The sequence below is a fragment of the Flagellimonas lutimaris genome (genome assembly GCF_003581615.1).
Lineage (GTDB): Bacteria > Bacteroidota > Bacteroidia > Flavobacteriales > Flavobacteriaceae > Flagellimonas > Flagellimonas lutimaris.
In genome coordinates, this window is record NZ_QXFH01000070.1 from 460,655 (window position 1) to 475,594 (window position 14,940).

Sequence of the window (14,940 nt, forward strand, 5' to 3'; positions counted from 1 at the left end):
GGTGGAGAAATATTCAGAATTTTTGTTTTCATGGAAACAAAACATGCTTTTCTTATTTTGTTTTATTTTTCCAATTAGTCAGCAACTATCTACGGTTCTGATCGGCGTTATCTTATTGCTTTCAATATTAAACCCAAAAAGAGAATTTTTTACTTTCAGGTTAGGTTTTCTATTTCTAGGAATCATATATCTAGTTTATGGAATTTCACTTACCTATTCTCAAGATTTTCAACCTTCTGTGTTGGAATTAAAAGCATCTCTTTTGGTTTTTCCGATTATATTCTTTTTGGATAATAGGTTGGCTGAACCTACAGGTGAAATTTGCAAATATTTTGTACTAGGATGCATATTTGCAGTTATAATCTGTGAAATAAATGCAATCTACCATTCAATCGACTTCCAGACTTTAAGCTTTGAAAGTAGCTTAGACCCAGAATTGGGGTTCATGGCTTCAATTCCACAAGAAAAGAACTATTTTTTTTCTCAACCATTTTCATTTTTGCATCAAACAGTTTACTTCGCAATGTACCTGTTGATATCTTTGGTTATCTTGTTAAAGACTGACGTTTTTAAAAAAAGGATTTACTTTTTCGTTGGTTTGCTGCTCATTATAATCGCCTTGGTTCAATTGTTGAACAAAGCAAGCTTTATAACTTTGGCCGTACTGTTTTTTGTTGAGGTCGCTGATTCTAGCCTTAAGAAAAAAACAAAAACAATGGGATTCATTGCAGTACTGATTACCGGAATTGTGTTTTTTATTGCAAACCCAAGATTTTCTGAATTTAATATGAAATTTAGCTATGACCAGCCAGAAAGGTTGAATCGGAATTTAGAGGGAATGGCAAATACAGAGCGGTCTGATACCAATACTAGAATATTGTTGTGGATGTCAGCTTGGGATTTGATTAAGGAACATCCTATAATCGGAATTGGCGCTGGCGGGTCTCATCGTGTGTTATACGAGACCTTGGCGATAAAACAACAGCATTACGATAGAAGGGTTAGGTTCCATGCCCACAATCAATATCTGCAAGTTCTTTTAGATCTAGGTATATTAGGTTTTTTAATCTTTTTTCTTTCTTTGTTTTTTTTGTTTAAAGGTCAAAAAAGGATTCAATCAAAACCCAATCGAAGGCTCATGTTTTTAGTCTTATTAATATTCCTAATAAACTTTCTGTTTGAATCAGTTTTTGAAAGATATTCAGGGATATCCAGCTTTTCTTTTTTTGCCAGTTTAATGACTGCCATGTCACAAGAAAAAATAAAATAAAATTAAAATAAGGATAGGGATGTTTGAAATCTTTTACCAAAGAACTAAATCTTAAAAGAATACTTTTTTAATTTTAAAGCTTAAATCAAAGAAATGTTTTTTCTAGAAACTGCCGTTGCTTTGTTTATCGGGGCATTCCTGCTGACCTATTTGACAATTCCTAAAATAATCGGAGTGGTTCAATACAAAAGACTTATGGATGATCCAAACCAACGGAGTTCCCATAAAGCTAAAACTCCAACATTGGGAGGAATAGCCTTTTTCTATTGTCTTATTTTCGCCCTTTTTTTTATAAAAGACAGGGCTGAACATTTGGAATTTATATACATGATTCCAGGACTTACAATACTTTTTATTGTAGGCCTCAAGGATGACATGGTTGTGTTGTCGCCAGGTTCCAAACTATTGGCCCAAATATTGGCCATTAGTTTTATTTTGGTCAATGACAGTTTCGGGATAGAGTCTTTAAACGGATTTTTGAATATTTACGAAATCCCTTATTACCTTTATTTAGTAATTGGAGGTTTTTTAATGCTGACTATAATAAATTCATATAACTTAATTGATGGAATTGATGGACTTGCATCAATAGTGGGTATTGTAGTAATGGTTATTTACACAACAATTTTTTACTTATCACAAGAATATTTTTTTGCTTTGATTGCTATTACCATGAATGCTTGTCTAATGGCCTTTTTTGGTTTTAATGTATCATCGAGAAAAAAAATATTTATGGGAGATACAGGTTCATTAATTGTTGGGTTTATTATTAGTATTCTTACATTAAAATTTTTAGCCTTAGAACCTACAGCTTATGGAGAATTACCCTTTTTATTGGAAAATGCCCCGTTAATTGCAATTAGTATTTTGATTGTACCATTATTTGATACAGCAAGGGTGTTTACCATTAGGATTGCCAATAAAAAAGGACCATTTTCCCCAGATCGAAATCATATTCATCATATATTTATTGATTTTTGGGGTCTCTCCCATAAACAGGCTAGCTTCATCATTGGTTGCTTTAATATCATTTTTGTGGTACTGTTCATTATTTTGGGAAGTAAAGCCAAGAATACAGGAATGGTAATTATGTTAGTAAGTGTTGTAATTTTTTTGGCGTATATATTTTTTAGGTACAATTATAATTTCAGCACACTAAAGCAAAAAATCCTTTTAAAAAGGAAAATAGATGCGTTGAAAGGGAAAAAAGATACAGCTCCGAAAAGCAAGAAAAAGAACAAATGAAAAAAACACTCATCACCGGAGCAGCAGGATTTTTGGGGTCTCACCTATGTGATCGTTTCATTGCCGAAGGTCACCATGTCATCGGCATGGACAACCTCATTACAGGGGACATTAAAAACATAGAGCACCTGTTCCATCTAAAACGGTTTGAGTTTTTCCATCACGATGTAACCAAGTTTGTCCATGTGCCTGGTAAAATGGACTATATTCTTCATTTTGCCTCACCGGCAAGTCCAATTGATTATTTAAAAATCCCGATAGAAACACTAAAGGTGGGTTCCTTGGGTACGCTCAATTTATTGGGACTGGCCAGAGATCACGGAGCTCGTATTCTAGTGGCTTCCACTTCAGAGGTATACGGAGACCCTCTAGTGCATCCCCAAAGCGAAGACTATTTTGGCAACGTTAGTCCTATTGGTCCTCGAGGCGTCTATGATGAAGCCAAACGCTTTATGGAGTCCATCACCATGGCCTACAATAGGCACCATGGATTGGATACCCGTATCGTACGGATATTCAACACTTACGGTTCTCGTATGCGCCTAAACGATGGCCGTGTGGTTCCTGCATTTATGGGTCAGGCACTTCGTGGGGAAGACCTTACCGTTTTTGGAGACGGTTCGCAATCGCGTTCCTTTACGTATATCGATGACCAAATTGAGGGAATTTATCGCCTGTTGATGAGCGATTATGTGGAACCTGTCAATATCGGCAACCCAGATGAAACCACCATTCTGGAATTTGCAGAAGAAATCATCAAGTTAACAGGAACAGACCAAAAAATAGTTTTCAAGCCATTGCCACAAGATGACCCAATGCAACGACAGCCAGATATTTCCCTTGCCAAGGAAATTTTAGGCTGGGAGCCCAAAGTGCATCGTTCCGAAGGACTCAAAAAAGTATTTGAATACTTTAAATCACTCTCTCACGATGAGTTGTGGGAATCCCATAGGGAGTTTTTGACATAATCCTTTTTGTTATTTCGAAGAAGCAAAGCGACTGAGAAATCTATTGTGGAGATTCGTGAAATTAGTGTCACCAGAGAGTTTTAGATCATTTTAAAATAACTGCCAAATTAAATTTGAATTGAGTTATTTTTGCCAAAACGTTGAATCATGAACATCTTGGTCTTGGGTTCTGGCGGCCGTGAGCATGCCATCTCCCTTAAAATCTCTCAAAGTCCTAAAACATCTAAATTATTTGTAGCTCCCGGTAATGCGGGAACTGCTGAAATAGCCACAAACGTTGAGGTGGGTGTAAACGATTTTGAAGCCATTAAACAATTGGTGTTGAAAGAAAACATTGATTTAGTGGTAGTGGGACCGGAAGACCCCTTGGTAAATGGAGTACACGATTTTTTTCTGAATGATGACAAACTAAAATCCGTTCCAGTAATTGGGCCAGAAAAAGCAGCCGCGGAACTGGAAGGAAGCAAGGAGTTTGCCAAAGAATTTATGATGCGCCACAACATTCCAACAGCGGCCTATCAAAGTTTCACAAGTGAAACACTGGAAAAGGGTTATGCGTTTTTGGAAACTCTAGCACCACCTTACGTGCTCAAGGCCGATGGTCTCGCAGCAGGAAAAGGTGTTTTGATTCTCCAAGATATCCAAGAAGCCAAAGACGAATTAAAATCCATGTTGGTCGATTCCAAATTTGGAAATGCAAGTGCCACAGTGGTCATCGAAGAGTTTTTGGACGGTATTGAATTGAGCTGCTTTGTACTTACTGACGGTACTAATTATAAAGTGCTACCAACGGCCAAAGACTACAAAAGAATAGGCGAGGGAGACACCGGACTCAACACAGGGGGCATGGGGGCTATTTCTCCAGTTCCTTTTGCCGATAAGGACTTTATGGAAAAGATAGAGCGTCAAATTGTAAAACCTACCGTAGACGGCCTTAAAAAGGATAATTTGCCCTATGTTGGTTTCATCTTTATTGGTTTGATAAAAGTAGGTAACGCACCTAAGGTAATCGAATACAATGTTCGTATGGGCGATCCGGAAACCGAAGTGGTAATTCCAAGACTCAAAACTGATTTGGTCGAGGTGCTTTTGGCCATGGCCAATGGAACTTTGGACCAAGTGGGCCTTCAAATTGATGAAAGAGCAGCAACAACGGTTATGGCTGTATCGGGGGGCTATCCCGAAGCCTATGAAAAAGGCAAGGAGATTACAGGAACGGAAAACATTCAAGATTCCATCGTGTTCCATGCAGGAACAAAGTTGTCCAATGGCAAAATAGTGACCAATGGCGGCCGTGTAATAGCAATCACTTCCTTTGGGAAAGATTTTAAGGAAGCACTACAAAAATCCTATCAAAATATGGAAAAGCTCCATTTTGATGGAATGTATTACCGAAAAGATTTAGGATTCGATCTATAGGTAAGAGTGAGAGCTAATGCTCTTGTCTTCCTCACCGCTATCGTTGAAAATTTTCAATTGGCCCATCCAATAAACGGCAGCGATCAAACCAATAACAAAGAAAATCCAGTTAATGGTATTGGCACCCCACCAGCTATGCATAAAGCGGAAAAAATCCAATGGTGCGAAAAGGTAGTTTACAAATAAGTCTTCTATACCGTAAAAAAACTTGCTCATGTTGGTTATATTTACTCTACAAAAGTAGCAAAAGATAGGATGATTTCAAGCTTTTTCGGAAAAACAAAACCCATAAATTATATTGTCCTTGCCATCTTTTTGTTTCTTTTTTACTTCGCCAATATATTTTTTCAGCTGGGAGAACAAAGAATCAATGAGGTTATTCCCTTGGAAATCTTGTTGTTCGTGGCGTTGTTGCTGGCGGTTTTTATCATTAATTTAATTGTTAGGGCAGAAAAGGCAACGGAGTCCAACTCCTACACCATGGTCTTTTTTGTGCTGTTGATTGTAGCTTTTTCCGATGAGTTGGTTCTTCAAAACGTAATTTTTGCCAACTTTTTTCTACTCTTGGCCTTTTGGAGAATATTATCCATCAAATCCATAAGAAATGTAAAGCACAAGATTTTTGACGCCTCGTTATTAATTGCCATTGCCAGCTTGTTTTACGATTGGGCCATTGCATTTATGCTCCTCGTTTTTTTTGTAATTGGGGTTTACGACCGCAAGACATTCAAAAACTGGTTGGTGCCATTTTTGGGGATGACGACAATTTTTATTTTAACGTTCACCATACTCAAATTGAAAGGTTCTTTGGATTATTTTGAAAACCATTATCAGTTCTCGTTAGGCCTGTTCACTACCAAATCATTCTTTCAAGTGTTGAATATTAAAACATTGGCCTACCTTATTCTGACGATTATCATATCAATTTTGGTCTTTGTTCGACTTCGAAATGTAAGTGGGGGCAAACTGCTTTTGCTTAGAATTGTTTTTCTTGTTTTTTTATTGGGAACGGGCATTATTCTTTTTACTCCGGCCGATGCCTCTCCTGTGTTGATCACCTTTTTCCCAGCAGCCGTTTTTCTGACCAACTATTTCGAAAGCATTAAAAAAAGAAAACTCCAAGAAGTAGTTTTGATACTCTCAATAGTGGTTGCCTTGGTGCTTTTTGCCTTTCACCTGAAATAAGTACATCATAAAGCAATATCTTTGAACAAATTTATTAAGCTATGTTCAGCGATTTTGCCTTCAAGATATTTCAGGAAAGTATAGATACCTATCACATTAAAGATGATGTGAACCAAGAATTTTCAAATCCCTATCCAAAGGATAAGATTGAGCATTTGCTCTACAGAAAAAATTGGATAGATACTGTACAATGGCATTATGAGGATATTATCCGTGACCCGGAGATTGAACCAATGGCCGCATTGGACCTCAAAAGAAAGATTGACGCGAGCAATCAGGATCGCACGGATTTGGTAGAGTATATCGATAGTTATTTTTTGAATAAATACCAATCGGTCCAGATTAAGAACGATGCAACCATCAATACAGAGAGCCCTGCTTGGGCAATAGATCGACTTTCCATTTTAGCGTTGAAAATCTATCATATGCAAGAAGAGGTGAATCGAACAGACGCCTCACCGGAGCATATTAAAAAGTGTAGTGATAAACTAGCTATACTCTTGGAGCAGAAAAGGGATCTTTCTACAGCTATTGACCAATTGTTGGCTGATATTGAAGCGGGAGACAAGTATATGAAAGTCTACAAACAGATGAAAATGTACAACGATGACGAACTAAACCCTGTGCTTCGTGGACAAAAAGGGTAAACAGACCCATATTTTGCTTATTCGGTTGTCTGCCATGGGTGATGTGGCGATGACCGTGCCTATGATCAGCGCACTTGCCGAAGAATATCCGCAGCTACAACTTACTGTTCTCACCAAAAAACCGTTCATGCCCATTTTTGATGGGTTGGAGAACGTACAAGTTAAAGAGGCAGACGTTAAAAGACGGCACAAAGGATTAATGGGTCTTTGGCGAATGTACAAAGAGTTGAAACCCTTAAAGTTTGATGCTGTGGCGGATTTGCACAATGTGCTGCGCAGCCGCATTCTTAAAAAGTATTTTGCGTTGGAACGCATACCATTTGCTCAAATTGACAAAGGCCGAAAGGAAAAAAAAGCACTCACCCGATCCAAGAACAAAGTTTTTCAGCAATTAAAAACTACTCATCAACGATATGCGGATGTTTTTGCCGAACTCGGTTATCCCATTGATTTATCACATGCCAAACCTTTGGAAAGAGTTCAACTCTCAGCGAAGGTGCTTGAGTTCGCACAGCAAGACGCCAAAAAATGGGTGGGCATCGCCCCTTTTGCAGCCCACGAAGGCAAAATGTACCCGTTGGAACTCACCAAGGAGGTAATCAAATCACTTAATAATACTGATAAGTATAAAATATTATTGTTTGGTGGCGGGGCCAAGGAAGTTGAAGTGCTGGAAAGGTTGGCCCATACCTACGAAAATGCCTTGTGCATGGCAGGCAAGCTAAATCTTTCCGAAGAATTACAACTCATTTCCAATTTAGATGTGATGCTGTCCATGGACAGTGGTAATGCACATATGGCTGCCAATTATGGTATTCCAGTTGTCACGGTTTGGGGTGTCACCCACCCCTATGCAGGTTTTTACCCTTTTGGTCAGCCTTTGGAGAATGCACTTCTAGCAGACCGAGCAACGTATCCGTTAATTCCAACCTCGGTATACGGTAACAAGGTGCCCGAAGGGTATGAAAATGCTATAAAAACTATCAAGCCAGAGGAGATTTTGGGTAAGTTGATGGGACTTCTGGAGAGTTGAGCAACCTATTACAGGATGTTGCATCATTTTCATAACTTTCCATGTCCGTTTTGGACATTGGCCCAAGTCACATAAAAAAACAAACTATGAAAAAGACAAACTTGATTTTTTCCGTATTGATGGGAATTTCGATGCTATCCTGTTCTGTTGACCAATCAACAGGGACTCCGGTTGAGGAAGCTGCCCGATTGAACATTACTTTTATAATGGATGCCGATGCGGAACGCTTGGACAATTTGGGCAATCCTGTAACGGTCCCGGAAGGAAATGCAGCACAAAACCCTGACTTTGAGATTTTGGGACTTCATTTTATAGGACTGTATCCGGATAAATTTACACCGTACGATGAGGGGGTTACCATCACTTCTACCGCAACCACGGGAAGTGGGGGTGCATTGGCCATTGACTTTGACAGCGAGGTATTTTTTAACGAAGAAATCAATACGCTAAGTGTTCCGCTGAGCTATGTTGCAGCAGGAAGTTATGAGTATATTCGAACCTCGATTGGATATCAGAAGTATACAATTGTATATAATTTGGAAGGAGCGGAAACAGAGATTCCCGATTGGCCGGAAGGAGTAGACGATAATATTGATGTAGACGGTATTGTTGCTTCCTTTTTAGGGTACAACACTTACATTGGCAGCTACGTAATCAAAGACCAAACTGTTACGGTAAACGGTAACAAGGCACAAGGGTATTTTGGATTGGAAACCAAGGGAAATATTGAAGGATTTGTATTTACACAAGTAACCCAAGGCGATGCCCCCCAGACCACAGTGCCCAATCCCATTAACGATACTTCTCCGGTTCCGGAAGGCTCATGTGTAGTGACGGGACAATTTCCATCGGCTTTGGTGATATCCGCGAATGCAACCGAGGATATCAACATTGAAGTGGTCGTATCCATTAACAATAGTTTTGAATGGGAGGACGGTAATGGCAATGGCAAATACGAACCTTTGTTGGGCGAAAATGTCTTGGACATGGGCACACGTGGAGTGTTCCCTTCCGTAGTGGATTAAGCCACCGTTCCTTGGCAACTACTTCCCGCACCGGCAGTACATCCGTAGCAATGCTGTGAAATAACAATGTCCCGATTGTTCAGTACATCATCGTTGTAATCCTTGATGTGCTTTACTTTACTTGCCACTTTTAAATCCAACATCTGGTTAAAATCGCAGTCGTACAACCAACCGTCCCAACTCACAGAGATAGTATTGGTGCACATCACACTTTCCACTGCGGCAGGGTTATAGGCCTCTACCAAGGAGTACATATAATCTTCATAATTGTCGGAAGCGATGAGGTAGTCCAAAAATCGTGAAATCGGCAAATTGGTTATGGCAAAAAGGTTGTGAAAATCAATATCAAAATCCTCTTTCAATGCTTTTTTAAAATCGTGCTCCATCGCAGCTTGGTCAGCAGGTAAAAATGCCCCCGAAGGATTGTACACCAAATCCAATCGTAAATCACTGTCCGGCATGCCATATCCTACCTTGTTGAGCATTTGTAACGCCTTGATGGATTTGTCAAAAACACCATCACCACGTTGCTTGTCCGTTTTACCGCGGGTGTAATGTGGCATGGACGACACCACATGCACATTGTGCTTTTTAAAGAATTCAGGCAGGTCTTGGTATTTTTTGTTGGCCAAAATAATGGTCAAGTTGGAACGTACAATAAAATCTTTGATACCCGCTTTGGAGGCTTCTTCCACAAACCAGCGAAAATCAGGATTCATTTCAGGTGCGCCGCCGGTAAGATCCAACGTATGGGCCCCCGTGTTTCGGATTACATCCAGACATTGTTGCATGGTCTCCCGCGTCATGATTTCCTTTCGGTCGGGCCCCGCATCCACGTGACAATGCCCACAAACCTGGTTGCACATGTACCCCACATTGATTTGAAGTACTTCCAGTGTTTTAGGACGTAAAGGAAACTGATTTGTTTCTGCAATTTTATCCTTGAAATAAGGAAGCTCTCCATCTTCAAAAAGTTCACCATTCAAGATTTCCAATTGCATTTGGGCATTGGCCAATGCATCTTTCTGTGCCTTTAAGGATTTTTTCGCTGCTTTTTTTAGGTCTGTAAGTATGCTTTGTGCCATTTTTTAATTTCTATAATCACCGCGGAAACTTTTACTTTCCACTTTATATTTTGTTCTTCTACATCTTGTGTCCAACATCTAACAGCGTAGCGCTCTAATGTCTAAAAGCGAAGCGTTTCAAAATTACATGGAAAGTTTGTCGTACTTGTTCATCATCTGCACACCATGTACCAAGGTGGCGCCACTTTCTATGGCGGCCCCTGCGTGTACAGCTTCCATCATTTCTTCTTTGGTAATCCCCCGTTGTAGGCCATCTTTAGTGTAGGCATCAATACAATACGGACATTTTACCACATGCGATACGGCCAAGGCAATCAATGATTTTTCACGGGCACTGAGTGCTCCTTCCTCAAAAACCTTTCCGTAGTAATCAAAAAACTTATTGCCCAGTTCCTCACTCCATTCGGTAATCTTACCAAACTTTCTTAAATCTGCAGGGTCGTAATATGATTTGGCCATGTTTCTTTTTTTAATGTTCTTCCTAAACATACAACAAATATCACTATTCGTTTTGGTCGCAAGTCCACATTAAAGATTACAATTTCTTATGATAAAGGATGCATTCATCACTAAAGTTGTGCCTAGTTTTGGAAATCAGATGTTTATGCCATTGAGCGAAGTTGGCGAAAATGGAGTTGAATCAAGTAACATATTAAAAGAAATCAATCAATAGGTTACATTTGTCATCGATAACAAGAACAGTAAAAATGCTTGAAAACAAATCCATAGGTCTCGTACTTTCGGGAGGTGGTGTTCGAGGAATGGGGCACATCGGACTGATCAAAGCCATGCGCGAACATAATCTTGAGGCCAACGTGGTAGCGGGCACAAGTATCGGAGCATTGGTTGGAGCCTTGTACGCCAACAATAACACAGTGGAAGAAATGCTCGATTTTTTTAAAAAGGTACCATTGTTCCAGTACAGTTTTTTTACCATAAATAAACCTGGCTTTATTGATACAGAGCGTTATGCAAGCATTTTTAAGAAATTTTTCCCAGAAAATACCTTTGAAAGTTTGGAAAGACCTTTGTACGTGGTCGCCACCGATTTGCTAAGTGGCAAGGAAAAAGTCTTTAATAAGGGTCAACTAATTAAACCCTTGCTGGCATCGGCCGCTCTACCTCCTGTGTTCAGTCCAGTGGATATCGATGACATTCTTTATGCAGATGGAGGCATCATGAACAATTTTCCAAAGGAATATGTGGAGGATAAAACGGAGTTTATCATTGGTAGTAATGTATCCGTCACTGTACCATTACAAAAGAAGGATTTACGGAACTCCTTTCAACTTACTGGACGAGTGACCAGTTTAATGATCCATGCATCCAACGATGAGAAACTACACGAATGCGACCTTTTTATTGAACCCAAAGAACTAGATCAAATTGGGGTGTTGGATAAAAAAGGTATAGAAAATGCCTTCAATATAGGATATGAACATGGCAGTAGGGCCTTGGAAAAGATGCTATCGAAGATTTAACCCTTCAATTTAGAGGTGCTTTACATTTGGGTAAATGTCAGTTCGAGTTTTTTCCTTGGGAAAAAGTATCGAGAACAAGATTTTATGTAACTAAATTCTAATTCTCGATACAATTTTTATTCGCATTCACTCTAGAAAAATCACTCGAATTGACGAATTTCAATCAAATAAATTGAAAGATTACACATCATCGTAGTCCACGGTAATTTTAGATGTAGTGGGATGTGATTGACAAGTCAATACAAAACCCTCCTCAATCTCACCATCGGTAAGGATCTGGTTCTTTACCATTTCGGCCTTCCCTTCGGTAAGGCGGGCAATGCAACTACTGCAAACACCACCTTGGCAAGAATACGGAGCATCGATGTCCTGTTTTAAAACCGCGTCGAGCACCAATTCCTTTTTATCCATAACAAAAGTAAAGGTCTCATCATCCAAGATTACTTTTACTTGGGTTTTACCTTCCAGTTCTTCGGCAAGATTATCTTCGGTGTCCTCGCTAGTAAAAAGCTCAAAATGAATTTTATCTTCTGCAACACCATTCTCTTTTAGAGTATCGGTCACCTGATGGATCATTTCTTCCGGTCCACACAGGTAGAAACCATCGAACGTTGTTCCCTTAAACTTGTTTTTTAGCACAAAATTTACTGTTGATCGCTCAATCCTTCCAAACAAGGCCTCGTCTACATTGGACCTACTATACACATATTGTACAAAAAATCGCTCACCATATTTTTCCTTTATGGATTGAATTTCCTTAAAGTACATGGTTTCTTCCGGGGATTGGTTTCCAAATACCAGCACAAAGGTGTTTTCCGGATCGCTTTCCAAAACGGTTTGGGCAATACTCATAATTGGGGTAATGCCACTTCCAGCAGCAAATGCAGCAATTTTTTGTGGAGTGGTAGCCTCAAAAACAAAACGACCTTCTGGAGGCATAACTTCCATAGTGTCACCAGCTTTTAAACTCTCGTTGGCGTACACAGAAAACGTTCCGTCCTCCATTTTTTTGATGCCCACTGTTAATTTTCCTGAAGATGGCGGAGAAGAAATAGAGTATGCTCTGCGCAGCTCCTTTCCGTCCAATTCATGTTTTAGGGTTATGTACTGTCCCGCCTTGAAGTTGTAAACTTCTTTAAGGTTTTCCGGAATATCAAAAGTAAGGGCCACGGCATTTGGGGTTAGTTTGTCCACCGCGGCTATTTTTAAAGCATGGGATTCGCTCATGTAAAGAATTTTGCTGCAAAATTAAGCATTACACTCCTTTTGAGCATCTATTTTAAGAAAAAGCATAGGTTTTGTAACAAATCCGATAAATTAGACACCAACTAAAAAAAGCCAACCATGCTCAAACATTTTATTGGACTCCAATGGAAGTCATTTTTTAGGTCTGCAAGTTTTAAAACAGAAATCTGGTTTAAAATATTGATGGCCCTGGGGGCACTTTACTTTATTGCGGTTTTCTTGGGAATGGGTGTCGGAGCCTATTTTATTATTGAAGACATGGAACTCGGTGACCCTCTGCGTGTGGTCAATCAGTTTATGGTCTATTATCTGGCCTTCGACCTTGTATTTAGGTACATGTTGCAAAAAATGCCCGTCACCAATATTAAACCTTTGTTGTATTTGCCTATGAGCAAAACCAAAGTGGTCAACTTTTCGTTGGGGAAAACGGTCATTTCATTCTTTAACATTGCCCATGCATTCTTCTTTATTCCTTTTAGTATTGTGTTGCTCGTGGAAGGATATCCACCGGTACAAGTTATAGGTTGGCACTTAGCTTTGATGGCTCTTTTTTACTGTAACAACTTCCTAAATGTTATGGTGAACAACCAGAACTTTATTTTTTATGTGTTTGCCGCCTTATTTATCGTGGCAGGAGCCTCACAATATTACGAATGGTTTGATATTACCATTTATACACAACCTATTTTCGACTTTTTCTATGATATGCCATGGACAGCCATAATCCCATGGATGATTTTGGCAGGAATGTATTATGGAGCCTTCTCCTATTTTAAAAAGCACATGTATCTGGATGGTGGTTTGGCCAAAAAACAGACCGAGGCCAAAACAGAGAACTTGGAATGGTTAGATCGCTTTGGCAACTTGGGAACTTTTTTGAAAAACGATATCAAACTTATCAAAAGAAACAAGAGGTCTCGAACGGCTGTAATTATGGGCTTCTTCTTTATTTTTTATGGATTGCTATTTTTTACGGGAGCTCTGGAAGTTTATGATGGTCCTTTTTGGAAAATCTTTGCCGGAATTTTTGTTACCGGAGGGTTCTTGTTCAGCTTTGGACAATACGTACCCAGTTGGGACAGTAGTTATTATCCCCTCATGATGAGTCAGAATATTAAATACAGGGAATACTTGTCGTCCAAATGGTATTTGGTCATTATTGCAACTATCATTTCCACCATTTTGGCCACTTTTTATCTCTATTTTGGATGGGAGGCCTACGCAGCAGTATTGGTCGGTGCCATTTACAATATTGGAATCAACAGTTACTTGGTGCTTTGGGGAGGGGCCTATGTAAAAACTCCGATTGAGCTTACCTCTAATAAAAAGGCATTTGGCGACAAGCAGGCCTTTAACGCCAAAACACTATTGCTCACTTTGCCTAAATTGGCATTGCCCATTTTAATCTATGCCATTGGCCACTTTTTGATTAGCCCAGCGGCAGGATACATTTTTGTGGCCGTTTTTGGGTTACTTGGATTTGTTTTCAAAGAAAGGGTGTTTACCATGATCGAGGGCATCTACAAAAAAGAAAAGTACAAAACGCTACAAGCATACAAACAGAAATAACACACCATTAATAAAAAATACATGATCACAGTTCATAATTTAACCAAGACTTACGGCGAACAAACCGTTTTGAACATTGACCAACTCGAAATTCCCAAAGGACAAAGCTTTGGCCTGGTAGGTAACAATGGGGCAGGGAAAACCACCCTTTTTAGTCTATTGTTGGATTTGATTCAACCTTCATCGGGGCACGTTATAAATAACGATGTGCAAGTGGATCAGAGTGAAGCCTGGAAACCATTCACTTCTGCCTTTATTGACGAAACCTTTTTGATCGGGTATCTAACTCCAGAAGAGTATTTCTACTTTATCGGAGAACTCCGCGGTAGAAACAAGGCCGATGTGGACGCCCTACTGTCCAATTTTGATGATTTTTTCCACGATGAGATATTGGGGCAGAAAAAGTATTTGCGGGACCTTTCCAAAGGAAACCAAAAGAAAGTGGGCATTGTGGCCAGCTTTATAGGTAACCCCGAAGTGGTAATTTTGGACGAGCCTTTCGCCAATTTGGACCCGACCACCCAAATTCGACTAAAAGGAATCATTAAAGATTTGGCAGCCAAAGAAGGCGTAACGGTGCTTGTTTCCAGTCATGATTTGATTCACGTTACCGAAGTCTGTGAACGTATCGTGGTACTGAACAAGGGAGAAATTGTAAAGGACCTCCATACTTCTGCGGAGACCATGAAAGAACTGGAAGCTTTCTTTGCGGGTTGAGGTTTGAAAATCAGTCAAGAAAAATTCTTGCATTTTATCGATAAGCCTTAT

15 protein-coding genes are annotated in these 14,940 nt (G+C 39.5%); 11 read left to right on the top strand and 4 right to left on the bottom strand.

Translation table 11 applies throughout. The annotated features are described in order from the left end of the window. Position 1 precedes the first annotated feature (1 nt). The 4 genes from D2V08_RS06440 to purD all read left to right on the top strand — a co-directional run bounded on the left by D2V08_RS06440 (position 2) and on the right by purD (position 4,902). Positions 2-1,270: an O-antigen ligase family protein gene (locus tag D2V08_RS06440; RefSeq protein ID WP_119607227.1), complete on the top strand. Its 1,269-nt coding sequence runs from the start codon at positions 2-4 to the stop codon at positions 1,268-1,270. A gap of 327 nt (positions 1,271-1,597) precedes the next feature. Further along, on the top strand, positions 1,598-2,515 hold the full coding sequence (locus tag D2V08_RS06445) for an MraY family glycosyltransferase (protein WP_262696705.1): 918 nt from the start codon (positions 1,598-1,600) through the stop codon (positions 2,513-2,515). After that, entirely contained in the window at positions 2,512-3,483 is a 972-nt protein-coding gene (locus D2V08_RS06450; RefSeq protein ID WP_119607229.1) for a UDP-glucuronic acid decarboxylase family protein, read from the top strand. The genes D2V08_RS06445 and D2V08_RS06450 overlap by 4 nt, the downstream gene beginning before the upstream one ends. A 147-nt stretch (positions 3,484-3,630) precedes the next feature. Further along, positions 3,631-4,902, top strand: coding sequence for a phosphoribosylamine--glycine ligase (gene purD, locus D2V08_RS06455; protein WP_119607230.1), 1,272 nt, complete (start codon positions 3,631-3,633; stop codon positions 4,900-4,902). Here purD and D2V08_RS06460 read toward each other — a convergent pair. Continuing rightward, positions 4,897-5,118 carry a DUF6341 family protein gene (locus tag D2V08_RS06460; RefSeq protein WP_119607231.1) on the bottom strand — a complete coding sequence of 74 codons (222 nt, stop codon included), beginning with the start codon at positions 5,116-5,118 and terminating at the stop codon, positions 4,897-4,899. The two genes, purD and D2V08_RS06460, sit on opposite strands and share 6 nt — an antisense overlap. Before the next feature lie 39 nt (positions 5,119-5,157). Here D2V08_RS06460 and D2V08_RS06465 point away from each other — a divergent pair, with 39 nt between their 5' ends. From D2V08_RS06465 to D2V08_RS06480, 4 genes are all read left to right on the top strand, one after another. Further along, complete coding sequence (locus tag D2V08_RS06465) at positions 5,158-6,087, top strand: DUF6427 family protein (protein ID WP_119607232.1); 930 nt, start codon at positions 5,158-5,160, stop codon at positions 6,085-6,087. A gap of 41 nt (positions 6,088-6,128) precedes the next feature. Next, a complete protein-coding gene (locus D2V08_RS06470) occupies positions 6,129-6,734 on the top strand; it encodes a DUF4254 domain-containing protein (RefSeq protein ID WP_119607233.1) in 606 nt (201 codons plus the stop codon). After that, entirely contained in the window at positions 6,718-7,767 is a 1,050-nt protein-coding gene (locus D2V08_RS06475) for a glycosyltransferase family 9 protein (protein ID WP_119607234.1), read from the top strand. The genes D2V08_RS06470 and D2V08_RS06475 overlap by 17 nt, the downstream gene beginning before the upstream one ends. 86 nt (positions 7,768-7,853) lie before the next feature. Continuing rightward, a complete protein-coding gene (locus tag D2V08_RS06480; protein WP_147374077.1) occupies positions 7,854-8,792 on the top strand; it encodes a hypothetical protein in 939 nt (312 codons plus the stop codon). Here D2V08_RS06480 and arsS read toward each other — a convergent pair. Together arsS and D2V08_RS06490 are read right to left on the bottom strand one after the other, a co-directional pair. Then, positions 8,789-9,877 (bottom strand): arsenosugar biosynthesis radical SAM (seleno)protein ArsS, encoded by a 1,089-nt coding sequence (gene arsS, locus D2V08_RS06485; protein WP_119607236.1) that lies wholly within the window; start codon positions 9,875-9,877, stop codon positions 8,789-8,791. The genes D2V08_RS06480 and arsS overlap by 4 nt on opposite strands. Positions 9,878-10,000: 123 nt before the next feature. Continuing rightward, positions 10,001-10,336 carry an arsenosugar biosynthesis-associated peroxidase-like protein gene (locus D2V08_RS06490; RefSeq protein ID WP_119607732.1) on the bottom strand — a complete coding sequence of 112 codons (336 nt, stop codon included), beginning with the start codon at positions 10,334-10,336 and terminating at the stop codon, positions 10,001-10,003. A gap of 248 nt (positions 10,337-10,584) precedes the next feature. Between D2V08_RS06490 and D2V08_RS06495 the strand changes: the two genes are divergently transcribed. After that, entirely contained in the window at positions 10,585-11,358 is a 774-nt protein-coding gene (locus tag D2V08_RS06495; RefSeq protein ID WP_119607237.1) for a patatin-like phospholipase family protein, read from the top strand. A 180-nt stretch (positions 11,359-11,538) separates the two neighbouring features. Here the strand turns inward: D2V08_RS06495 and D2V08_RS06500 are convergent, their stop codons facing one another. Beyond that, complete coding sequence (locus tag D2V08_RS06500; RefSeq protein ID WP_119607238.1) at positions 11,539-12,585, bottom strand: ferredoxin--NADP reductase; 1,047 nt, start codon at positions 12,583-12,585, stop codon at positions 11,539-11,541. Between the two features lie 117 nt (positions 12,586-12,702). Here D2V08_RS06500 and D2V08_RS06505 point away from each other — a divergent pair, with 117 nt between their 5' ends. Next, positions 12,703-14,172 carry a DUF5687 family protein gene (locus D2V08_RS06505; protein ID WP_119607239.1) on the top strand — a complete coding sequence of 490 codons (1,470 nt, stop codon included), beginning with the start codon at positions 12,703-12,705 and terminating at the stop codon, positions 14,170-14,172. Positions 14,173-14,193: 21 nt separating this feature from the next. Further along, positions 14,194-14,889 carry an ABC transporter ATP-binding protein gene (locus D2V08_RS06510; protein WP_119607240.1) on the top strand — a complete coding sequence of 232 codons (696 nt, stop codon included), beginning with the start codon at positions 14,194-14,196 and terminating at the stop codon, positions 14,887-14,889. The last annotated feature ends 51 nt before the right edge of the window (positions 14,890-14,940 follow it).